Consider the following 23,733-nt stretch of genomic DNA (forward strand, 5'->3'; position numbering starts at 1 on the left):
TTTATGATGAGTTATCCATAACTTATGACCTTACACACTGTTGCTTCATCGACTGCATTAAAACTACCGGAAGTCACTGTTACTCAACCTTTTGGTGAGGGCTGTGATGTTTATAAAGTCATCGATAAAGTCTTTATGTTGGCTTTTCATTTACAAGGAAAAGCCATGATTAATTTAAAAGTTGAGCCTGATCACGGTGCCATGCTTCGAGACATTTATCCTTATATTCATACGGGCTGGCATATGAATAAACAGCACTGGATTTCAGTTTATGAGGATGAACATCTGGACGAAGCTTTGATTGAAGATTTATTACTAAATTCTTATGAGTTAGTAGTATTAAAGTTAAAGAAAGTCGATCGGCAGCGAATCGAGCTACTTAAAACAGTACGATAAGTTCCCACCTTGTTTATAGGAATGATGCATATAAAAAAATTTGAGATCCATCATCAGAATGGTATTCGATATACCGTCAGTTATTTAGTTGCATTAAATGCTTCATCATAAAATACCTGGGCTTTCGGAAAATACCCATCAAAACTAATCGCTTGAAAATATTCAGCTGGTACATTTTCCAAAACTAAATTAGCAATGGGTTGAAAGCCAAAACGAGCATAATACTTGGGATCGCCTAACAGCACACAGCCGTTTGCATTCAATGCTTTCAGTCTGTCCAATGCTGCATATACAAGCCTTGAACCAATGCCTAAACCTTTTTGATCAGGCAAAACTGAAATAGGGCCTAATCCAAACCACCCTGCTATACCCGAAGACATTGATACGGGAGAAACGGCAATATGCCCAACAATAGTGTTATTTTCAAGAGCGACTAACGATAACGTCAGTTGATGCTTCTTCCTTAATGCATTGATAATAAAATGTTCAGTATGACTTGAATATTCAATGTCTTTAAAAGCATCTTTTGTTAACTCTTCAATTGCCTGAATGTCATCTATTTGCTCATCTCGGATCATGATATTCATTATTTTTAGCTCTCTTATACTTGCCAGTTTCAAATATAAAAAAAAGCGAACCATACCTGATTCGCTTTTTTATCTCAATCTCAAATCAATCTTCAGGATATTCAAAACGGTAGCCAACACCATACACCGCCTGAATCCACTCATGACGGTTACCGGTTTCAGCAGCATCCGAAATTTTACGGCGCAAATTCTTGATATGACTGTCAATCACGCGATCCGCGACATCAAAACTGTCTGGATTGATATGATCCAGCAATTGCGCACGTGAATAGACCTGCCCGACATGTTCCAGGAATAACTCCAGTAAACGGAATTCAGTCGGGGTCAGATTCAAGGCCTTTTGTTGATACCAGATACGCTGCTGGGATTTGTCCATACGGAACAGATCATTACTTTCCGGTTCTGATTTACGGTCCAGACGACGTAAGACTGCCTGTACCCGTGCAACCAACTCTTTTGGACTAAATGGTTTACACAGATAATCATCTGCGCCCATATTCAGTCCCAACACACGGTCAATTTCTTCGGTACGCGCGGTCACCATAATAATCGGCAAATCTGACTGTTCACGCACTTTACGGCAAATGGTCAGACCGTCCATACGCGGCACCATCAAGTCCAAAATCATCAGACTCGGTTTACGCTGGGTAAAACTGTTATATGCTTCCTGCCCATCATGAAACATACTGACCTCAAAACCAGCAGCTTCCAGATAGTCTCGCACCAATTGTGCAAGTTCGATTTCATCTTCAACCAGCATGACATGTTTCATCAATATATTTCCTTTAGGGTTTCATTTGTTTAGGGAAACTCAGTTTGCAGCGTAAACCACCGAGTGGTGAGTGCGCAAAGCTTAAGCTGCCACCCAGCGCCTGCGTAATTTTACATGATAATGCTAAACCAAGTCCGGTTCCGCCAGTCGCCCGCGTACGCGAATCATCGACACGATAGAAACGCTCGCCAATCCGCGCCAGTTGCTCATCGCTCAAACCAAATGGGCTGTCATCGACATATAAGCTCCATTCTTTCTCATCCTGCGTGCTATGAATATGTACCTGCCCACCCGCTTCAGTATAGCGAATACTATTACTGAGCAAGTTGGCCACAATCTGTTTAAAGCGGTCCAGATCCAGATTTAACTCAGTATCTTCGCCATTTGCGGTGACCGTCAATTTAGCCTGTTCAAAGTTCGGCTGAAAGTTGATCAGTTCCTGCTGTACCACTTCCCACGGATTCACCGTCGAGAAGTAAAATTGCAATTGCTGCGCATCGGCCTGTGCCAGTGCGGCCAGATCCTGTGTCAGTTTTTTCAGGCTGGTGACCTGCGCCAGCATGGAAGCAAAATGTTCAGGGGTGGGTTTACGAATCCCATCCTGCATTGCTTCAATCTGTGCCTGCAATACCGCCAATGGCGTTTTCAATTCATGTGAAGTATCTGCCACCCATTGACGGCGTGAGGTTTCATGCTGATCCAGAATCACAGCCAAGGCATTTAATTCATTGGATAAATCACCCAATTCATCATTGCGGTTGACTTTGACCTGATACTGATAATTGCCTTGGGTCAGAGCACGCGTACCATTCAGCAAACGTTGAATCGGCTTTTTGAAATAAGTCGCCAATAACAAGGAGGCAATCAGACTGGCCAAAATACTGAGCGCATAGACCAAAAATAAATAACGCTTTTGATTACTAAAAAAATTAATACTTAAGGCATCATCCTGATCCAGAACCGGCTTTAAGCCCAAATAGCCGACAATCTGATTATTCACCATAATCGGACGATAGGAAATCTGCTCATCTGAAGCCTCACCCACCACAAAACGCCGTTTTGCATCATACAATGAAAGACGTGAACTGAGACCAAGACGGTCCGGCATCTGGATAAACTGCTTCTTGCCGGTCGGCTGCTGTGCTGCTTGTTCGCCATTCTTACGGTCAGTTCTAAACAGATTCTGATTGGAACTGAGCGGGAATTTTAGGCCTTCAAAGGGCTGAAACTGCGAGGGTAGATTGGAAGCCAGGAGGCGTAACTCTTCTTCATTGACCTGACGCGGTGGCAAAGCCGGATCGACCATACTGGGTGCGACTTGAACCAGGGTCTGTTCCTGAAAATAGCGCTGCTGCAAGGCAATATCATACTGACGGCGCAGCCACCAGCGTGATAAACGGTCATAATCATCTGGCGCAGCCTCCCCTTCCATTTGTAGAATCTGGGCCTGAATCGCATTGCCCCAGTCCTGATACACCGCATAGACATCCGCCAGATTTTTAATCACATAATCCAGTTTCTGCATTTCGACATCAGCCACATAGCGGGCGAAATTACGCTGCATATTCAGATGCAGTACACCCAGACTCACTGTGGTAATAACCAGCGTGGTCAACAGTACGGTCAAAAATAGACGTAATGCAATCGGAATACGGCGAATTTTCAAAACAGAAATCTCAATTTTTCTTCTATATTCATTATTGTAGCGAACATGGCATCAAAAAACTCTTCATTGTTTCTTCATCTTTATTGTTTAATCTTTACCTGACATAAAATCAGGTTCTTGACGGGAATAAATACAATGCAAGCCATGACAAAAATAGCCTTAATCAGTGCCAGTGTTCTTTCTATGGGTGCTTTGACTGCCTGTCAATCTACCAGTAATGTACCGAACAATGAGCATCGCCAAATGATGAAACATCATCATGAGGGTAAAAAACAGCATCATCTTTCGCCTGAACAGCGCGAGCAGTTTAAGGAAAAGCGTGCGGAACGTCTGCAATTTGCCAAACAGCTGCAACAGGCCTGTGACAATAAAGCCGTAGGTTCAGCGGTTCAAATCAAGGCCGGTGATAAAACCATTGATGGCAATTGCACTATCGTTTTTAAAGCCGATCGTAAAAACATGCAAGGCCAGCGCGGTGAACACCGCGGCATGAAAGGTGAACATCGCCCGATGCGTGCCGATGTCCGTGGCGGCATGATGCGCGGTGAAGCATTAACTGATGCAAAACGTGCAGAATTGACCAAACAGTTTGATCAACGTCTGGCTCAGCGTCAGGCACAACAACAAGCGATGCTGCAAGCCTGTCAAGGCAAGAAAGATGGTACTGCTGCACAGATCAAAGCAGGTGAACAAACAGTGAATGGTCAATGTCATGTTCGTTTCCAGCCCAAAACATCTGCCTATTAATGCATAGGAATCAATGATTCACGACAAGCACCTTCGGGTGCTTTTTTATTGCGTGCTATTTACCCTGGATAGTTGACTATTCGTATCATACAAAATATGACTAAAGCCTTTATACTCAATATGTTTAATACGTCATGCATATTAATCTTTGACTTTACAGTCACCAAGAAATCCCCCTGAAAAGCTTGTACCGCAGGGGAAGATGTTGCAGGATTAGAATCATTCCAAACCGTGTCAGTGAAGATACGTTTTTAGTTCATCTAAGATTATAACGCTGGTTAAACCAGTATTGAGGAAACCGATATGCCACAATACAAAGCGCCTTTACGTGATATGCAATTTGTGTTGCATGAATTATTAAATGCTGAACAACACTATGCAAATCTCCCTGCATTCCAAGAAAACGTAAGCCGTGAACTGGTAGATCAGTACTTAGAAGCTGCGGCTGATTTCTGTGAAAATGAACTTTCTCCGATTAACCAGGCGGGCGACCGTGAAGGTTGTACCTGGAATGACGGCGTGGTGACTACACCAACAGGCTTTAAAGAAGCGTATCAAAAATACATCGAGCTTGGCTTCCCTTCACTTTCTGCTGAAGAACAGTATGGCGGTCAAGGTTTACCAAATTCTTTAGGGATTACCATTTCTGAAATGGTCGGTACTGCGAACTGGGCATGGGGCATGTACCCTGGCCTGTCTCACGGTGCAGTTCGTACTTTAGAACACCACGGTTCAGCTGAACAAAAAGATGCTTACCTGCCTAAACTGGTTTCAGGTGAGTGGACGGGTACCATGTGCCTGACCGAATCGCATGCAGGTTCTGACCTGGGTATTATCCGTACCAAAGCCGAGCCACAAGCAGATGGTAGCTACGCCATTTCTGGCGAGAAAATCTTCATCTCTGCGGGTGAACACGACATGGCTGAAAACATCATCCATATCGTACTGGCACGTTTACCGGGCGCACCGAAAGGCACCAAAGGTATTTCATTATTCATCGTACCGAAGTTCAACCTAAATGCCGATGGCTCTATTGCCGATCGCAATGGCGTACGTTGTGGTTCAATCGAACATAAAATGGGGATCCACGGTAACGCAACCTGTGTGATCAACTTCGATAACGCGAAAGGCTTCCTGATTGGCCCTGAAAACCGTGGTCTGAACTGCATGTTCACCTTCATGAACACCGCACGTATCGGTACGGCAGTACAAGGTCTGGCAGCGTCTGAAGGTTCTTTCCAGGGTGCACTTGCCTACGCAAAAGACCGTCTGGCGATGCGTTCACTGTCTGGCCCTAAAAACCCGGAAAAAGAAGCAGATCCAATCATTGTGCATCCAGCTGTACGTAACATGCTGCTAACCCAAAAAGCATATGCAGAAGCAGGTCGTGCACTGGTTTACCTGTTGGCGCAATATGCGGACGTGGTTGAACATGCTGTAGAAGAAGCCGATCGTAAATTTGCAGACAATATCCTGTCTCTACTTACCCCAATCGCAAAAGCATTCCTGACTGAAACCGGTTCTGAAGCTGCGAAACACGGTGTGCAGGTCTTCGGTGGTCATGGCTTCATTTCTGAGCATGGCATGGAGCAAATCGTACGTGATACACGTATTGCCTGTTTGTACGAAGGTACCACTGAAATTCAGGCGCTGGACTTGTTAGGTCGTAAAGTGTTGGGTACTCAAGGTGCGATGTTGAAAGACTTCACCAAGATGATCCACAAATTTGCTGAAGCGCACAAAGACAATGCTGCAATGAAAGAATTCGTTGAGCCATTGGCTGCCTTGAACAAGGAATGGGGCGACCTGACCATGCAAATTGGTATGCGTGCGATGCAAAACCCTGAAGAAGTCGGTGCAGCTGCGGTCGATTACCTGTACTTCTCTGGTTATGTCACCCTGGCTTACCTATGGGCACGTATGGCACTGGTTGCTCAAGAGCAACTGGCTGCTGGCACCACTGAAGTTGACTTCTACAATGCCAAAGTGACCACTGCACGCTTCTACTTCAAGAAAATCCTGCCACGCGTTCGTTCACATGTTGACGTGATCGCAACAGGTGTAGAGCCATTGATGAACCTGGATGCAGAACATTTCGCATTCTAAGTTAGAATCAGACTAATCGCATCACAGAAAAAGGACGGTCAATGAACAGACAGTCCTTTTTCTTTATAACGAGTTACAGAATTAACCTTTAGTCGTCTAACATTCAGATTTTGAGTCCTTTAGACTGATTAAAACTTATTTAATCAAACAATAAACAGGTGACACACCATGCCAATTTATAACGCGCCACTTGCCGATATGAAATTCATCCTTAACGATGTCTTTAATGCAGAACAATTCTGGCAAGCCAATGAAAATTTAGCGCACCTCGATGCTGCAACAGCAGAAGCCATTCTGGAAGAAATGGCGAAATTTGCGCAAAATGTGACCCTGCCACTCAACCGTAGCGGTGATGAAGAAGGCGCAAAATATGAAAATGGCAATGTGACTACCCCTGCTGGCTTTAAAGAAGCCTTTAAACAATATGCCGAAGGCGGCTGGATCGGGTTGGGCGCAGATACCGAATGGGGCGGCCAGGAAATGCCGAAAATGCTAACGGTACTTTCTGATGAAATGCTGTTTGCCACCAACCCGTCTTTCATGCTGTATCCGCTGCTGTCTGTCGGTGCAGGTATGGCCTTAAACAGCTATGCTTCACAAGCGCAAAAACAAACCTATTTACCTAAAATTTATTCGGGTGAATGGTCAGGCACCATGTGCTTAACCGAGCCGCATGCCGGTACGGATCTGGGGATTATCAAAACCAAAGCTGAACGCAATGAAGATGGTAGCTATAGCATCACCGGTACCAAGATTTTTATTACCGGCGGCGATCATGATTTGGCGGAAAACATCATTCATCTGGTTCTGGCCAAAACCCCAGATGCACCTGCGGGTTCACGTGGTATTTCCCTGTTTATCGTACCGAAATTCCTGGTCAATGAAGATGGTTCTGTTGGCAAACGCAATCCTGTAGGGCCAGGTTCTATCGAACACAAAATGGGCATTAAAGCTTCTGCGACCTGTGTCATGAATTTTGATGGCGCTAAAGGTTATCTGGTGGGTAAAGAAAACGAAGGTCTGGCTGCGATGTTCGTGATGATGAACTACGAGCGCCTGTCCATGGGGATTCAGGGCTTAGGTGCTTCTGAATTTGCTTATCAAAATGCTGCACAATACGCGACCGATCGTTTACAGGGTCGCAGTGCGGCTGGCGTTCAATCGCCAAACAAACCGGCGGACAGTATTCTGGTGCATGGTGATGTACGCCGTATGCTGCTGAATGTACGTGCCAACAATGAAGCGTCTCGTGCCTTTGCAGTCTATGTCGGTCAGCAACTGGACATTACCAAATTCTCTACTGATCCTGAAGCGGTGAAAAAAGCCAATGACCGCGTGGCACTACTCACGCCAATCGCAAAAGCCTATTTAACCGATACTGCCTTCCAGGCAACATTAGATGCGCAAATGGTGTTTGGTGGTCATGGCTATATCCGTGAATGGGGCGTGGAACAATGTATCCGTGACCTGCGTATTTCTCAGATCTATGAAGGCACCAACGGCGTACAGTCACAAGATTTAATCGGTCGTAAAACCATTAAATGTGGCGGTGAATATATCTCTGAATATATCTCTGAAATCCGCGACTTTGCCAACAGTCTGGATGCAGACCTAAACTTCATTAAAGACGCCACTTTGGATGCAGCGACTGAAGTCGAATCGGTGACTCAGTTTATTCTGGAAGCAGCAAGAGAAAGTCATGATTTCCCGAACTCGACCGCGGTCGACTATCTGCACGCTGTCGGTCTGCTCAGCTTCTCGTATATGTTCGCACGTATTGCCAATGCTGCGAAAAATAAAGAAGGCGAGTTCTATCAAAACAAACTGGCTTTGGCGAATTATTTTGTGCAACGCATTCTGCCTGAGCTGGCTCTACGCATCACCAAAGTAAAATCAGGTTCTGACCTGATCATGAACTTCTCTGAAGATTACTTCACGACTCAAGCTTAAGCTGAAACAGCCATAATCAAAAACGCCTGCTTGATGCAGGCGTTTTTATTACAATTCGAAACTTAAACTTTCTGAATCATTAAAGAATCCGGTTGATTATTGCTTTTCGGATTCAGATGTTTATTCACAATTTTGATATTCCCCTCTGACTCTAAAGACTCGCAGAGTTCCACCACCTTTTGCATATCTTCAGCCTTAATGCCTACGCCGAGGATTAATTTTTTTCCGGCTTCTAATTGGTCAATTTTTGTTTGAATTTTATCTAACACTTTTTTCTCCTATTTATTCAATGTACCACCCATACAATATAGCAATTTAGTCTAAAAAAAGCGCAAAAGTTCAAATAATTTAATCTTTATTTTTCATCCAATCATTCTGTGCATAATTTTTGCAGGTTATTCTCTAAGTATTGTTTATATCACATAAAAATCAGGAGGATCTTATGCCGAAACCCCATCCCAAAGTTGAAAAACTTGAAGCCCTCCTCGACCGTTTTGGTAATCTTGCTGTAGAAAGTTTTCATTATATTGCGCTGTTTATTATTGGCTGTATGGTGATCTGGTCCGCCGGTCATACCGTCATCGATATTCTGACTGTTAAACAGTTCGCCACCATTGACGATATTCTTTTACTGTTCATCTATCTCGAACTCGGTGCCATGGTTGGGATCTATTTTAAAACCAATCATATGCCGGTACGCTTCCTGATTTATATTGCCATTACCGCACTGACCCGCTTGCTCATTGCGGACATTCAGCACACGCATAAAGCCAGTATGGATCTGGTGATTATTACCGGTTCGATCCTGATTATGGCATTTGCCATTTTAGTGGTGCGCTATGCGTCATGGACCTACCCATCGGTGATTCGTGACAAACACAGCGAGAAACCAGTGCCACAAGGCAAAACGCCTCGTCCGGAAGATGATGAGTTGGCTTGATATAAAAAATCCCCCTTGAATAAAGGGGGATTTTTAACTTAACGATTCGGCACCAGCACATAACGTCCATTTTCATAAATCCAGTAACTGCCACGCGGTGGTGCAGGTAAGCCCAGACGCTGCCAGTCACTGATAACGCTATATCTTGAACTTTCAATTCGAGCCACATTCGGATCGCCATTCACCCAGCTATAGCTATTGGAATTTTGATAAATCGTGGTCGGTGCCTGATACTGGATATTGAGACCACTTTGACTTTGAGCCGGCGGATAACCCCAATGGGTCGGTCGTTGCGGGTAATGTGGTCTAGGTGGCATCGGACGCTGCGGATAAGAGTGCCGTGGTGGATCATAAGAGCGTGATGGTGCAGCGCGGTAATTCGGCTTAGAACGTTCAACCCCTGTATATCCGCCCCAAGCGTTTCCGGCCATCGTCTGTGCAGAAGCCCCCAATAGCAATGCAGCAAATATTGCACTCAATAACACTATTTTCATTTGAGCTTCCTCTCAATCACTCGTTTATATTTTAAACAAAATAAATGCAGAAAATATGAATACGCTTACTGACCCTGCAATTTTTTGTAATGTGCCTGCGTATTTTCAATCTAGCAGGCCCATCGGCAGGCGACTGCTTTATGCTAAAATCACTTTTTTAATGTTTCGAGTTGAATACCGTGTCTGATTTAAATTTCGATCGTTTACATGAATATTTTTCTAAAGTGCCGAGTGTTCAAAAAGAACGGATTGATAGCTATGGTTCAGATGGCAAACAGGCATGGTGGTTTAAATTCCAGATCAATGTAGATCATCCGTTGGCTTGGCAGACCGTACAGGAACTAGGTCATGTCCTGAATTATATTTCTAAAAATGAACGTCTTCCGACTCAGTTCCTGCCAGTATCGCCACCACCGTATATGAATGGTGTCGCCAAAGATTTCTTGTCTTGGGTGATTCAATGTAATCATGCCGACTTCCCGCCAGATGTAGTCTGTGACTGGCTAGAAGCACGTTTACCCAATCCGGTCGACCATGAAGAGCAATGGAAAATTAAAACGGATCTTGCTGAACTTGAAGCATTGTCCGATAAAGAACTGGATGAACTGGTTCCACCGAATCCGGGGCCTTAAAAAATCCCTCCTACCCTCCCTTTAAAAAAGGGAGGTAAAGTCCCTCTTTTCAAAAGAGGGATTTAGGGAGATTATTAGAGATGCTAAAACGTCGACCAGCCGCTCCATTCCATAAAGCGATACAGCCAATATTTAGACCATGAATTGTCTTCATATTGTCTATAGTCCACACTCATCACACGGCCATTCAGATTTGACCATGCACCATCAAAATATTGTTGGGCATCTTTAAACACTTCTGCCTGATGCTGACCCAGCACGCGCATATTGGTTTCCAGATTATAGTTTTTCAGATTGCGTGCGGTGAAATTGGCCGAGCCTAAAATCATTTCAGCCTGCTGAGCATTACGCTTCATCAATATTTTGCTATGACATTGCTCACCCTGGGTATTGCACCAGCGTACATCAATGCCTGCCTTGTGCAGTTCCGAAGCCACCTGTCGGTTTGGAATCCCGTTTTTCTCACGGCCAAAAGCATCTTTATTGGGATCGAGTAAAACCCGAACCTTAACCCCGCGTTCATGCGCCACGATCAGACTTTTAATAATCTTGCGCTCGGACAGATAAAACATGGCCAGATCAATCTGTTCATTTTCTTTCGCCGTCTGAATCAGATTTAAAGTCGCATCATAAATGGCTTTTTCCGTCAGTACCTGAACTTGTGGCTGGGTATTTTCTGCCTGAAAATCGCCCGCGATAATGGCCGGCATATTGGCCTGTGACATGATACCAACCGATTGTTCTGTTCTCAGAATATCCACGGCTGTGGTTCCCCAGACCAATAAACCGATATTGGAATGCCGCGAACTCCCATCATGCGGATTCATGGAGGTGACCAGCGCTTTCCAGCCCTGATCGGTGTCTACCACCAAGGTTTTACGATGATTGGCTTTAAAGTTAAATAAATCAAAATAACTGCGCAGAGTAATTTTTTCTGGGCCAAATGGATTCGGTAACCAGCCTTTTTCCGGATTATTACCAATGCCCTGGCAACATAAATACCAGAACCCCGACCAGCTCGGATTGGACGCCCGCAAAGGGATCAGATTGGTTTCAATCACATCGATACCATGCTGACGTAACTTACGATACTGCTCGGACTGAATTCCGCCATAAACCGAATTGATCGGATCGGTAATGAACTTGATTTCAACTTGCGGTTGCAGCAGACGTTTACTGATTAAGGCATCGCTCAACTGTTGACTCAATGCCTGATGTTCCTGTGTCGAGGCACCGGTTTGCTGATTAAATAAAAATAGATCCAGTACAATCAGTGATTTGGCCTCTTCAATCATCTTCAGCATTTCATTAAAAATACGATGATCTAAGTGCTGTTTTCCTTCGGCATCCAGATAAGTCCGGTCGGCCAGAAACTTGACTTCGGCATGGCGCAGCTTGCCGGTGTAATTCAGACCTTCCGGCAAAGGCTTATAAGTATGATAAACAGCAGATGCCAGATAACTGACCGCCAGTAGACTGATAATCAATGCCGCATAACGGCGATTTGACCAGTTCAGTTTATTGTGAATTCGTTGAAAGATACGCATAAGAAAAAACCTAACCCAATATGCTCAGGCTAGGTTTTATCAGATGATTTTTCAAGTCAATTTCAGTGACATCTCTTTGATTTGGTCAGTTATTTCATCACTGCTTTAGAAATCATACTGCACACCGACGCTAAAGTTACGACCGACTTGCGGAATATTCGACAGGAACGAAGTATGGGAATAGACCTGATCATCGAGCAGGTTATTGGCCTTGAAATACACCCGATAAGCATTGTTATCTGCAAGGGTATTGGTATAGCTTAAGCCCAGATTGACCATGTTGTAGCCTTGGGTTTCCTCTTCATAGCTGGCAATCTTGTCCTGATTGAAGACATGATAATATTCAGCCAAACCTGACCAACCATCGGCAAAATCTGCTTCCACTTTGCTGCCTAAGCGACCGGCAGGAATACGTGGTGCATTCTCAGCTTCAATTTTGCCACGCACATAATCGCCAAAGACACTCAGCTTGTACATATCATTGATCTGATAACCGGCTTGAGCCTCAGTGCCATAGAATCTGGCCTGGTCTTGGGTATATTGCACGCCGCGCAAATTACCTTTCTGCGCTACCGTTTCGCCATAAATATAATCATCAAACCAGTTGTGATAGACATGCACATGGTAATCCAGTTTATCCCCTGCATAGTGCAGACCTAATTCAAGATTATTTGACCTTTCTTTATCAAGATCAGGATTCCCCACTTCATAGGTATTGGTCGCAAAATGCAGACCATCAGCATACAGCTCTTGCGCTAGAGGCAAACGCTGTTGATGTGATCCCACTACAGACAGTTTGTAATTCGGTGCAAACTCCCAATTCGCAGCCGCAGATGCAGAAACACCCGTACCTGAATAATCTTTCTGTTCCGAATCTACTTTTACTTTTTGATGATCGACACGTGCTCCAAGTTCAACATGAACATCGCCGAACTGCTTATGTTCTAAAGCAAAAAGGCTGTATTTTTGGGTTTTGGTATCTGCCATTAACACATCATGATTATGATCCGCATGCTCACTATGATCGTGCTCATGTCCTTCATGATCGTGTTCTGCATGACTATGCGATTCTGGAGCCGATAAATTAATTTTCTGCTGTGAAAGCTGGGTGCCAATGACACCTTCCCAACCTGCAACAGGAACATGTACCAGCTCTAGACGTCCATCATAACCCTTACTTTTAAAGTTGCTGATGACTGCATTTTCTTCCAGTTCATCATGTTCATAATCGGTAAAGCTGGCATGCGCACGCAACTTGTCAAAACCGGCAAAAGGTTGTTCTAGCTCGGTACGAACATCATAACGCTCAGAGTTTAAATCTACCCACGGCCCTGCTGTTTCTTCATGATCATGCTCATCTTCACCCGGTTTTGGACAGTGAAAATGATCGCCATGAATTTCACAGCCATGATATTCATGGCTGTGTCCTGGCAGACCATATTGGTCTTGGCGGTTACTATAAGATAAGCCGACAAAACCACGGTCATGGATCCATGATCCACCAATATTCACTGTTTGCCCTTCGGCAAAGGTATTGTCTACACGGCGTTTTTTTACACTATGTTCATGCTCATGTATATGAATCTCACCATTATCTTCAACATGCTCTTCTTTGTGGGTATGCGTATCAAAATAACCAGGGGCAATATAATCATTGGCCTTACGTTTTGAGCCTTCTACACGCAAAGCAAAATTTTCACCAATTCCAGCCGTAATTCCTGCACTGGCCAGTTTCTCATCACTGCCCGTGTTATAGCGCAGACCGACTGTACCTTCCAGACCATCTTCAGGCATTTGCGTTGGAATTTTCTGATCGGTGACATTAACCAGACCACCCACTGTTCCTGCTGCATAGAGCAACGTCGATGGCCCACGAATCACTTCGACCTGTTTTGCCAAAATCGGATCGACGGTGACGGTGTGATCTGGAGATAACGTGGAAACATCGGCTGTCTCTGAAGCATGCTGCAAGACTTTGACACGTGGCCCATCTTGCCCACGAATCACCGGACGGCTGGCCCCCGTACCAAACTGGTTAGAATATACGCCCAGTTCATCTGCCAATGCATCTCCAATGGTGGTTGCACGTTCAGACAAGGCTTTCTGATCTACAACATGATCCGCTACCGCAAAGTCCGCTGCAGTCTGCACCAGTGGATGAGCTTGCACCTGAATGGTGTCCATGGTCTGCACGGGAATGGAAGATGAGGTCTGTTCTGCAAAAACTGTAGGGGCAGCTACAGCAAAAATTGAAAGTGTTATTAGATTCTTAGGGAAGGACATGACTGAAGCTCAAATTCACCATTTTGGATGAATGTTATAATATAACATTTCATTGTTTTTGCAATCCTTTACGATAATCCTTCGCATATTTTATTAAAATGTGTTTTCTGGTTATTTTCATCTTTAAAAAAACTTTTATGCCCTTTACCCTGTCTCATGCTGTACTTGCACCACCTCTTTCACGTTTAAGCGGAAACCGGCTTCCGATTGCTGCATTGGCGATTGGCTGTATGGTGCCCGATTTACATCGTCTGTTTAGTTCCAGCAATTCGAATGTTACGCATTTATGGTCCTCGCTGATTCATCCGGACCTGTGGATCGGATTGGGCTTTTGTGCGATCTGGTATGCTCTATATCGGCCAGCCATTTACCGCTTTGTCGGAATTCAGCATGATCTAAATATTCACACTCTCATTTCAGCATTCAAGTTTTTTCTGGCAGTTTGTCTGGCGGTGATCATTGGTACTGCCACGCATTTAATCTGGGATGGTTTGACTCATGTAGACTTTCGTACTTTTGCTTTTCATGATTTTCTAGCACAACCATTTCAGCTTTTTGGACACAGTTATCCGCTGCATCGAATTTTACAAATCGGCACTTCCTTTCTGGCCTTACCGTTTATGCTGTGGATGAGCGTGCATTACTATAAAAAGCATCAGCGATATCTGGCAGTGAACCTGAAAATCAAAGCTTATGCCTGCGGATTATTGCTGTTTTCGATATTCACTGGCCTATTTTCAGTCTGGGATTATGCACGTTATATCTCTACAGAAGTCTGGCAATCCGATCTGTACTATTTTACCGGCCGTTCCATCAATCAATTCAGTCAGGGTTTTCTGATCACCTTTAGTCTGGGCTGTTTGCTGTTTTTATTTTTAGACCGCGATCGCCGGATGGGCTAAGCAAAGTGCTGGCTTTTATCTCATTCACTTTAAAATGATATTGTTTTTGACCCAAGTTCTTGTGACAACATGCCCAAAGAGGCATAATCCTACCTCTACTCAAAGCGGTACGCTGTTTACGTATTCGCTGACCTTAACCCATATAGTTGGATTTCTAACGCTATGATGCGAACTCATTACTGCGGTTCTTTAACCGAAACTCAAATTGACCAGACTGTAACATTATGCGGTTGGGTTCACCGTCGCCGTGACCACGGTGGTGTGATTTTCCTTGATATGCGTGACCGTGACGGTCTTGTTCAAGTGGTTATTGACCCGGATACCCCTGAAGCATTCGCAACTGCGGACAAAGTACGTTCAGAATTCGTATTAAAAATTACAGGCCGTGTACGTCGCCGTTATGAAGGCACAGAAAATGCCAATATGGTGAGCGGTCAGATCGAAGTCTTGGGTAAAGAAATTGAAGTTCTTGCTCAGTCAGACACTCCGCCATTCCCTTTGAATGACGAAAACACCAATATTTCTGAAGAAGTTCGTTTGAAATACCGTTTCTTGGACATCCGTCGTCCAGAAATGTTAGATCGCCTACGTTTCCGTTCTAAATTGACCAACCTGATTCGTAACTACTTCGAAGACAATGGTTTCCTCGATGTTGAAACGCCTATTTTGACCCGTGCAACCCCAGAAGGCGCGCGTGACTATTTGGTACCAAGCCGTGTATCAAACGGCAGCTTCTATGCACTGCCACAATCTCCACAGCTGTTCAAACAGTTGTTGATGGTCGGCGGTATCGATCGTTACTACCAAATTGCTAAATGTTTCCGTGACGAAGACCTGCGTGCAGATCGTCAGCCAGAATTTACCCAGATTGACGTTGAAACATCGTTCATGAGTGACGATGACATTATGGATTTGATGGAAACCTTGACGGTTAAAATGTTCAAAGAACTTTTAAATGTTGAATTCGACAAATTCCCACGTATGACTTATGCCGATGCAATGCGTGACTATGCATCTGATAAACCGGATATGCGTATTCCTTTGAAACTGGTTGACGTTGCAGATATGATGCAAGACGTTGAATTCAAAGTATTCGCAGGTCCTGCTAAAGACCCGAAAGGCCGTATCGTTGCGCTTCGCGTACCGGGTGCAGGTTCATTGCCACGTAGCCAGATTGATGAATACACCAAATTTGTCGGCATCTACGGTGCAAAAGGTCTCGCTTATATCAAAGTTAACGAACTTGAAAAAGGTATCGAAGGCCTTCAGTCTCCAATCGTGAAATTCATCGAGCCAATCGTGCTTGATCTATTAAAACGTGTGGGTGCTGAAAATGGCGATATCGTATTCTTCGGTGCGGACAAAGCGAAAGTTGTAAACGATGCAATGGGCGCTTTACGTATTAAAGTCGGTCATGACATGAAATTGGCAACATGTGAGTGGGCACCGCTTTGGGTCGTTGACTTCCCGATGTTTGAAGAAACTGATGATGGAAAATGGACCTCTGTACATCACCCATTCACGCTACCGAAATCAAGCGTTGAAGAGGTGAAGAACAACCCGGGGGCTGCACTTTCTGTTGCTTACGATATGGTATTGAACGGTACTGAAGTGGGTGGTGGTTCGCTGCGTATTCATAACCTTGAAATGCAAAAAGCAATTTTTGAAGCTTTAGGCATTGATGAAGAAGAAGCGGAAGAGAAATTCAGCTTCTTGCTCAATGCTTTACGTTATGGCGCACCTCCACATGGTGGTTTGGCATTCGGTCTTGACCGTCTGGTAATGTTGATGACTGGTGCATCTTCAATCCGTGACGTGATCGCATTCCCGAAAACCAAAACTGCGGAATGTCCATTGACGCAAGCACCGGCACCAGTTGAATCAAACCAACTGCGTGACCTTGGTATTCGCTTACGTGAAAAACCAAAAGCTGAATCTCAAGAATAATTCTTGAAGATTTAAGTGAAAAGCCCTGCCTTGCGCGGGGCTTTTTTTGTGTGATTGAGTCGACCCTGGAACAGTGGCATAATAGCGATAGTTTTTAATCTAAGGTAATTCGCAATGGCTATGCGTCCTGCAGTTCGTAATCGCAGCATTATGCTTATTGTATTTTCAGTGGTTCAATGGCTGTTCATGCGTTATATCCTTGCCAACAACCTGTTCAACCTCGATACCAATGAACGTATTGTGTATTTTTGCCTGAGCAGTATTTTAGGTGCCTTACTGATTTTCGTCGGTTTGATTTATATGGTGCTGAAGGGCAATCCAGATAAAGACCTATAATCTGACGCTCTGGATAGCATGTACACCTTACTGAAAAATTTCTCCAAATTTCCATTAAGATTTATTCAAAATCTTGCGCAACTGGCTGGATCTCTTTTGTATCTCAGCCATTCTTCTGCACGCCGAGTAACTGAGATTAATCTGGCCTCTGCTTATCCAGAACTTTCGAAATCTGAACGTGCTGATTTAAGCAAACGCAGCCTAAAAAGTCAGTGTATGACCTATGCGGAATCGGTCAAGATTTGGGGTTCATCACCAGATTATGCGCTGTCTTTAATTCGAGATGTGCATGGTGCAGATTTATTTATTCAGGCTTTAAAAAACCCGCATGGCTGCTTGGCGGTAGTGCCTCATTTTGGCACGTGGGAGCTGTTGAATGTCTGGGTCAATCAACATACCTCTCCTGTGATTATGTATAAGCCCAGCAAAAATGAAGATGTCGATCGCTTTATGCTGGAAGCTCGGCAACGTCTGAATGCGACACTGGTTCCGACCGATGATTCTGGTGTGCGTGCTTTATTTAAGCATCTCAAACAGGGTGGTTTTTCTGCGATTTTACCGGATCATGTCCCGAAAGAATCTGGTGGAATCTATTCTTATTTTTATGGTCAAAATGCGCTATCTTCTACGCTTCTTTCCAAACTTGCGGCTAAAACACAATGCTCTGTGGTTGGACTCAGTTGTTTAAGACGTGAAGATTTATCGGGTTATGATATTTACGTGACTGAATTATCAAATGATATTTTATCGAAGGATTTACAGCTTTCTGTTGATACCTTAAATAAAGAAATGGAGCGCATGATTAATGTCGCTCCAGAACAGTATTTGTGGGGATATAAAAGGTTTAGGAGGTTAAAAAATATTTTTGACTTCTACAAGTAAAATTAGTTTGTAGAAAACTATCTTCTTATTAATTCAGAAAAACGTTATAATTCATGAAATAGTTTTTATCTGAATCATATATGAAATTAGCTGTATTATTATTTGGACATATGAGAACTTTTCAAGAGTGTTCTCAATCTTTAAAAGCTAATCTACTAGAAAAATATGACTGCGATGTTTTTATCCATACATGGGATATAACAGATACCAGTCGATTTAAAAATAAAAATGATAATCTAAACCTACATAAAGTAGAGGGAATTTATAAACCTAAATCCATTAAGGTAGAACATCAAAACTTTATAGAAGATATAGGAGAGTACTCAAAAGATAAAGACTCAAAATTAAAAAAAAATAGTGTTCCTTTACATGGTTTAAAGTATATGCTACATAGTATGCATGAAGCATACTTACTAAAATCTAATTATCAAAAAATACATAACATAGAATATGATTATGTAATAGTTATTAGACCTGATGTAAAATTGAATACTGAATTCAATTTAAATAATTTTATCAAAGAATTTATTATAAGTGCAAATACTGTAATCAGTTTTAGTAATTATCCTTCAATGCTAATTACCGAACAAAAAATGCAATCAGTATATAAAGCGTCTGATATATTTTTATTATTTTCAGAGACTTCTATTAAAAACTACTTTAAAGACTTTAACTTCTTTGAAAAATTTTATATAGATTATCCAAATCAATTTCCTACTTTTAGTTTTCATCCTGAAATGTCTTTTCATGAAAGTATTGTTAGACGTAATATGAGCCATCAATTTTATTTATATAACTATGATGTAGTGAGATTTGATTCGAAAAATAATATTATTGTACGTCCTACTAATAAGAATCTTTACTATAAAATAAAGGGTCATAACAATGAAAAATATAAAAAATACTTTAAATTTAGTCTAGCTATCATATTAATTCTTGTTCTAATAATTACCAACCTCCTTGTAAATTAAGTAATAAATCATGAAATCAGATCAACTTTCTATAGTAATTCAAGGTCCTATTTATCAGGAATACTCAATAAATAAAAATGTCAAAATTTTAAGAGAGAAATTTAAAAATTGTCAAATCATCTTATCAACAAATGAGTTTTTTGAAGATATAGAAAATATTTTCGATAAAGTTATTATTAATGAAGATATAGGTGTACTTTCACCACTCAAATTTGATTCTAGAGTTAACAATATCAATAGACAAATAAAGTCAACTTATGCTGGGATTGAAGCATCAGATAGAGAGTTAATATTAAAATTAAGAACAGATCAAACGTTAAAATCAGATAAAATTTTAGAAATATGGAATCAAATTTTAAATTATAGTGATACAAGAGATATTAAAAAATCCTCTGAAAGAATTATCACTATTTCATTATACTCTCTTAATCCTAATTTTAATGAAAGACTTCCTTACCATATAAGTGACATTCTTTTACTGGGCTTAAAAGAGGATTTAATACGATATTTTTCCTGCCCTTATTATACTGAAGAATATGCAAGTTGGTATGAAAGGTACCCTCATGCTATTTTTTCAAATACGATAGAAAAAAAATTTAGGTCTAGATATGCAGTAGAACAATGGCTCTGTTTAAACTTTCTTTTCAAAGAAGAAAAATTTCCAATAGCATTCCACAATGATCATAATAAAGAAATAATTAGCAATTTTGAAAATATTCTAGTTGATACTTTTTTCATATGTCACCCTAAAGATATTGACCTAAGTATGCCTAAATTTCAAAAATCTTATGATTCTGAATTTTGCAATCTTTTCTGTTATTCTACAAATGATATTTTAGAAATGTATAGAAAAAAAAGGAATATTATTATTAATTTGAATCCAAAATATTCCTTTCCAGATTCTATTAAATTTCGTCAAAATTTAGCTAAAATTTATAAATGGTCTCCATATTTACTTAAAAGAATATTAAATTTAAAGAGAACTTATCGAAAAATCCAAAAGTTATTTCTTCTTTTTAAATAAAATATGCTTGTTACTTTATTGAAGTAACAAGCACAAAATACATAATTAAATGCAATATTCTTTGTATAGCCTTAAAGCATTCAATAACATAGCTTCTTGTCTATCTTTACGATCACTATGTAAAGGTACCATCGAGACAAATAATAAGATAACTAGAGGTAAAATCTTCTCCGTCTCCAAATCTTCAATTAAAATTAAATCTAAATATATTTTTTGTATTTCATATATTCTTTGATCTATATCAAAATCAATTCTGACATTTTTCGTTTTAGAGCCAAGGATAAAATACCGACCAGCCATAATATGATCATAAAGACCAATTATTGAATGCGTTAATTTAGCCAAATCATATTTTTGATCACCGTAAATAGAAATTTCCCCATTAGCATTAATTCCTCTTGGATCAATTAATTTTATTCTATTAGAACGTGAATCAAAAAGAATATTACTAAAGCAAAAATCCCCATGCATTATGGAAGGATAACTCTTTAATTCTAAGACTTTTTGTATACAATAATTACAAATATATTTTAATGAGGGTAATTCCAAACCATCATAAAAATTGTGTGTATCTAAATTAACACTATTATATTCTTTAATACTTGAAAGTCTTGAGAATGTCTTATCTCTTACTAATTGTATAAAATCTTTCCCAACAACATCAGATAAATTATTATCCACATTACTTAAACTAGAAATATTTAAGAATTCTCTAATACGCAAAAAAATAGTATTCCACTCTATAGGGGCATTCTTACCATGAACAAATAATTCATTTAGGGGAAGATTAGGCAAATATTCAAGTGCATAAGTTACTCTACCACTTTGTTCGGTCGCTTCATGAATTAAATGTGGTACAAAAATCTTTAACTCTGTAGGAATACTTTTAAACCAATTACTTTCTGCTAAAATTTTTTGACTAGGCTCTCCTGATTTAAAAAGAATTCCATTCTTTATACTTAGATCATTAAAAGATCTCTGAGTCGTTATGAGTGCTCTTGATCGAAAATATGTATTAATATGTCCCAAATCCAACCACTGTTCACATATATAAATATTCATTGGAACTATAGAACGATACATTTGTACAGCCTGAATAAAATCAGCCCTGTTTAAAGCAAGACACTGTAATAATTTTTGTTTTGATGAAAATATAAAATAACCACACCAAACTAATGGTAATTCATTAATATGATCTTCTATGAACCACTTGTAACCATCTTGTGTAAATGCCGTACCTATTAAATCTTTATTTTCTAAACTTGGAAACTCCCTTATTAATGTATCTCCATAAATCAACTTCAAGGTTTCCAATTCAAAATCTACAACATTTAGAATATAACTTATTGATTCTGATAGCGTAAATTCATCTGGAACACTAAAATAATTTAAATCCAATTCTCCCAATAATTTCGATTCACTACACGATAGAATATAAGATTCAGGTAAGGAAAGAATTATTTTCTCGTTAGGATAATAATCTCTTAATTGAAAAACTTGGTGTTCAATTAATTTTTTATTACCTAAAGGTAAAAAGCACGGGGGGATTTCGCCCAACTCAGTTTGGAATTCATTTACAACATATGCTGATGAACTTATTAAAATCATACTACTTAAGTACCCAACATTTTATTAGAGATATCCATAAATTCTGTAGGAGTTCCACAAAACTCTATGTCAGTTATATCAATTAAGTCATATCTTATATCACCACCTTCCTGAATTATTAAGTTATACAGTGGTGCTATATAAAGCTCTCCTTTTACAAACTTGTTATGCTCAATTCCCTTTTCAACTAAATTCAAATATTTTTTTACATTTTTGAAAAAATAGAGTCCATCACTACATAAATTTGATATACGTTCTTTCTCAGTCGTTCTAATCACTTTTCCGCTATCATTAATTTCTATAAAAGACCAATGATCTCCTTCGCCTTGAAAAACTTCAATATATCCGTCACATTTTTTTGAAATATTTGGTTTTTTAAAATGATGTCTATATGAATCAATATTAAATACATATACTTCTTCAGTTAAAACATCAACTTTATCTATAATATTTTTTAAACCTAAATATACAGTCTCGGCTTGACCTCTTGTTTCATCACTTAAGACTACAATAATAAAGTTTAAGATCCCAAGCTTAGTACACTTCTCTTTAACAAATTCTTGTGTTTCGTATAAATCTCGTACTATAAATAAAAAGGTATCTGTCTTAAAATAATATTCAAATGACCTCATAGACCACTCAAACATACTCAAATTATTAGGCAACACTAACTGATACTTTGGCTTTACATAACCTGCTTTAAAAAATCTAGAACTTAAGCCTGCCATTGGAATTATAAACATATCAATCCTTTGTTATTTAAACGAACCTATTAATTTCTCAATTTCATCATAATCTAAATTTACAAACTCATCAGGTCGGATAGCTTTATCATCCACATAAAATCCTTCAAAACCACACCACGGTTTTCCTATATAGATTTCGTCATATGGCACATCATTTTGATTTAGCCATTCTATAATTATAGGTAATGTATTAGCTGTGATTTTTCCTGTATTTCCCTGATATGTTCTCATATTTCGACTTGTATTAATGACGATTTCAAAACCTTTATTTTTATATTCCTTCATTTTTTTTACTACTTCATAAATCGGTTTCGAATTCATATAATCGCCATTTTCTGTTTGGCAAATAGTATCATCCAAGTCCATAATCAATCTTTTCATTACACAACCCTATTTAAATCGATTTTTGTCTAAAAATATAAACCGCTTTTGTGCTTTAAACATTACTTGCAAATAACGACAAGCCATGTGCCATTGCCCTAAAATCCTACGCTGTTTAAATACTTTCTTCTCAGCGACAGATCGGTAAATGGGGTTATAATGTTCAGAACGCCCAATTGTAGAGTCAAACTGATTTTCTGCTATTAGACCATATGCTTGTAATTGATCTTCTTGAATAATCAGTGCTGGCTCAGCTTGTAATACATTTAATTCATATGCACTAAAAATAAATCCATCTGCAATTGCAGGTGCAGTTTTTTCAAGCCTTTTTAATAACTTTTTAGCACCCGATGGATAAAGTAAATATCCTGCTGCCCCAGTTCGGTCTTGATATAAATCAAACAGCTTTATTTGACAATCCTTCAACACTTGCATTGGCTGCTTAGAAATAATTTTTTTACGGCTTCTTACTTCAAAATTAATTAGATCAATATCTAAAAAATTTGCAGCATCAATTTCGCCTAATACTGATGCCATCGTTTGAGCAACTACGGCATCATCTTCTAAAATCAGAGCAGGCTGTTGAGATAATATAATTTTCTCCCAAGCCTTTTTATGACTCAGAAAACACGCAACTTCAACTTTTCGTAATGGGCGCTGCCAACCAAAACCTAATCGTTCGTAATCTTGGTCACTGATATCATTGGTGGAAACTGCAGCAATACGCTCAAAGTTTAAATTTAACGTTTCGAATTGATCTTTTTGAAACGCTAAACGTTGCGTCGATGATTCTAGATTAATAATGAATATTTGCAT

General features: G+C 40.4%; 23 protein-coding genes. 12 read left to right on the top strand and 11 right to left on the bottom strand.

Annotated elements, in window-relative coordinates:
* Positions 1-24: 24 nt before the first annotated feature.
* Entirely contained in the window at positions 25-396 is a 372-nt protein-coding gene (locus tag FTT73_RS11885; protein WP_180191471.1) for an MmcQ/YjbR family DNA-binding protein, read from the top strand.
* Between the two features lie 80 nt (positions 397-476).
* Here the strand turns inward: FTT73_RS11885 and FTT73_RS11890 are convergent, their stop codons facing one another.
* From FTT73_RS11890 to baeS, 3 genes are all read right to left on the bottom strand, one after another.
* Positions 477-983: a GNAT family N-acetyltransferase gene (locus tag FTT73_RS11890; RefSeq protein WP_180191472.1), complete on the bottom strand. Its 507-nt coding sequence runs from the start codon at positions 981-983 to the stop codon at positions 477-479.
* 85 nt (positions 984-1,068) lie between these two features.
* Positions 1,069-1,755 (bottom strand): response regulator, encoded by a 687-nt coding sequence (locus FTT73_RS11895; RefSeq protein WP_004278304.1) that lies wholly within the window; start codon positions 1,753-1,755, stop codon positions 1,069-1,071.
* A gap of 13 nt (positions 1,756-1,768) precedes the next feature.
* Complete coding sequence (baeS, locus tag FTT73_RS11900) at positions 1,769-3,421, bottom strand: sensor histidine kinase efflux regulator BaeS (protein WP_180191473.1); 1,653 nt, start codon at positions 3,419-3,421, stop codon at positions 1,769-1,771.
* A gap of 135 nt (positions 3,422-3,556) precedes the next feature.
* On the opposite strand from baeS, the gene FTT73_RS11905 reads away from it, so the two are divergent.
* The 3 genes from FTT73_RS11905 (at position 3,557) to FTT73_RS11915 (ending at position 8,224) form a co-directional block, all read left to right on the top strand.
* On the top strand, positions 3,557-4,168 hold the full coding sequence (locus FTT73_RS11905) for a hypothetical protein (RefSeq protein ID WP_179999695.1): 612 nt from the start codon (positions 3,557-3,559) through the stop codon (positions 4,166-4,168).
* A gap of 303 nt (positions 4,169-4,471) precedes the next feature.
* Positions 4,472-6,274 carry an acyl-CoA dehydrogenase C-terminal domain-containing protein gene (locus FTT73_RS11910; RefSeq protein ID WP_005095752.1) on the top strand — a complete coding sequence of 601 codons (1,803 nt, stop codon included), beginning with the start codon at positions 4,472-4,474 and terminating at the stop codon, positions 6,272-6,274.
* A gap of 168 nt (positions 6,275-6,442) precedes the next feature.
* Positions 6,443-8,224, top strand: a complete 1,782-nt coding sequence (locus FTT73_RS11915; RefSeq protein WP_180191474.1) for an acyl-CoA dehydrogenase C-terminal domain-containing protein — start codon at positions 6,443-6,445, stop codon at positions 8,222-8,224.
* Between the two features lie 62 nt (positions 8,225-8,286).
* On the opposite strand, the gene FTT73_RS11920 is transcribed toward FTT73_RS11915, so the two are convergent.
* Positions 8,287-8,493 (bottom strand): hypothetical protein, encoded by a 207-nt coding sequence (locus FTT73_RS11920; RefSeq protein ID WP_005095746.1) that lies wholly within the window; start codon positions 8,491-8,493, stop codon positions 8,287-8,289.
* A 173-nt stretch (positions 8,494-8,666) separates the two neighbouring features.
* On the opposite strand from FTT73_RS11920, the gene FTT73_RS11925 reads away from it, so the two are divergent.
* Positions 8,667-9,164, top strand: a complete 498-nt coding sequence (locus tag FTT73_RS11925) for a phosphate-starvation-inducible protein PsiE (RefSeq protein WP_005095743.1) — start codon at positions 8,667-8,669, stop codon at positions 9,162-9,164.
* 38 nt (positions 9,165-9,202) lie between these two features.
* Here FTT73_RS11925 and FTT73_RS11930 read toward each other — a convergent pair whose 3' ends face one another.
* Positions 9,203-9,658: an RcnB family protein gene (locus FTT73_RS11930; RefSeq protein ID WP_005095740.1), complete on the bottom strand. Its 456-nt coding sequence runs from the start codon at positions 9,656-9,658 to the stop codon at positions 9,203-9,205.
* 179 nt (positions 9,659-9,837) lie between these two features.
* On the opposite strand from FTT73_RS11930, the gene FTT73_RS11935 reads away from it, so the two are divergent.
* Entirely contained in the window at positions 9,838-10,290 is a 453-nt protein-coding gene (locus tag FTT73_RS11935) for a hypothetical protein (RefSeq protein ID WP_005172612.1), read from the top strand.
* An 83-nt stretch (positions 10,291-10,373) separates the two neighbouring features.
* On the opposite strand, the gene FTT73_RS11940 is transcribed toward FTT73_RS11935, so the two are convergent.
* Complete coding sequence (locus FTT73_RS11940; protein WP_180191475.1) at positions 10,374-11,837, bottom strand: phospholipase D-like domain-containing protein; 1,464 nt, start codon at positions 11,835-11,837, stop codon at positions 10,374-10,376.
* A 105-nt stretch (positions 11,838-11,942) separates the two neighbouring features.
* The gene (gene znuD / locus FTT73_RS11945) at positions 11,943-14,120 is read right to left on the bottom strand and encodes a zinc piracy TonB-dependent receptor ZnuD (protein ID WP_180191476.1); all 2,178 of its coding nucleotides are present in this window, start codon (positions 14,118-14,120) and stop codon (positions 11,943-11,945) included.
* A gap of 137 nt (positions 14,121-14,257) precedes the next feature.
* On the opposite strand from znuD, the gene FTT73_RS11950 reads away from it, so the two are divergent.
* From FTT73_RS11950 to FTT73_RS11975, 6 genes are all read left to right on the top strand, one after another.
* On the top strand, positions 14,258-15,022 hold the full coding sequence (locus tag FTT73_RS11950) for a DUF4184 family protein (RefSeq protein WP_180191477.1): 765 nt from the start codon (positions 14,258-14,260) through the stop codon (positions 15,020-15,022).
* A gap of 162 nt (positions 15,023-15,184) precedes the next feature.
* Entirely contained in the window at positions 15,185-16,969 is a 1,785-nt protein-coding gene (gene aspS / locus FTT73_RS11955; protein WP_180191478.1) for an aspartate--tRNA ligase, read from the top strand.
* A gap of 114 nt (positions 16,970-17,083) precedes the next feature.
* Positions 17,084-17,305, top strand: coding sequence for a hypothetical protein (locus tag FTT73_RS11960; RefSeq protein ID WP_004733007.1), 222 nt, complete (start codon positions 17,084-17,086; stop codon positions 17,303-17,305).
* 18 nt (positions 17,306-17,323) lie between these two features.
* The gene (locus tag FTT73_RS11965) at positions 17,324-18,187 is read left to right on the top strand and encodes a lysophospholipid acyltransferase family protein (protein ID WP_180078606.1); all 864 of its coding nucleotides are present in this window, start codon (positions 17,324-17,326) and stop codon (positions 18,185-18,187) included.
* An 80-nt stretch (positions 18,188-18,267) separates the two neighbouring features.
* Positions 18,268-19,158: a hypothetical protein gene (locus FTT73_RS11970; RefSeq protein ID WP_180078608.1), complete on the top strand. Its 891-nt coding sequence runs from the start codon at positions 18,268-18,270 to the stop codon at positions 19,156-19,158.
* Between the two features lie 10 nt (positions 19,159-19,168).
* A complete protein-coding gene (locus tag FTT73_RS11975; protein WP_180072064.1) occupies positions 19,169-20,182 on the top strand; it encodes a WavE lipopolysaccharide synthesis family protein in 1,014 nt (337 codons plus the stop codon).
* Positions 20,183-20,227: 45 nt separating this feature from the next.
* Here FTT73_RS11975 and FTT73_RS11980 read toward each other — a convergent pair whose 3' ends face one another.
* The 4 genes from FTT73_RS11980 to FTT73_RS11995 are packed head-to-tail and all read right to left on the bottom strand — an operon-like array spanning position 20,228 to position 23,733.
* A complete protein-coding gene (locus FTT73_RS11980; protein WP_180072065.1) occupies positions 20,228-21,790 on the bottom strand; it encodes a hypothetical protein in 1,563 nt (520 codons plus the stop codon).
* Between the two features lie 5 nt (positions 21,791-21,795).
* Entirely contained in the window at positions 21,796-22,533 is a 738-nt protein-coding gene (locus FTT73_RS11985; RefSeq protein WP_180072066.1) for a glycosyltransferase family 2 protein, read from the bottom strand.
* A 12-nt stretch (positions 22,534-22,545) separates the two neighbouring features.
* Positions 22,546-22,917 (bottom strand): capsular biosynthesis protein, encoded by a 372-nt coding sequence (locus tag FTT73_RS11990; protein ID WP_180072067.1) that lies wholly within the window; start codon positions 22,915-22,917, stop codon positions 22,546-22,548.
* A gap of 9 nt (positions 22,918-22,926) precedes the next feature.
* On the bottom strand, positions 22,927-23,733 hold the full coding sequence (locus tag FTT73_RS11995) for a glycosyltransferase family 25 protein (protein WP_180072068.1): 807 nt from the start codon (positions 23,731-23,733) through the stop codon (positions 22,927-22,929).

Origin of the sequence: Acinetobacter sp. YH01006 (assembly GCF_013420445.1) — a bacterium.
GTDB classification, from domain to species: Bacteria; Pseudomonadota; Gammaproteobacteria; order Pseudomonadales; family Moraxellaceae; genus Acinetobacter; species Acinetobacter pseudolwoffii.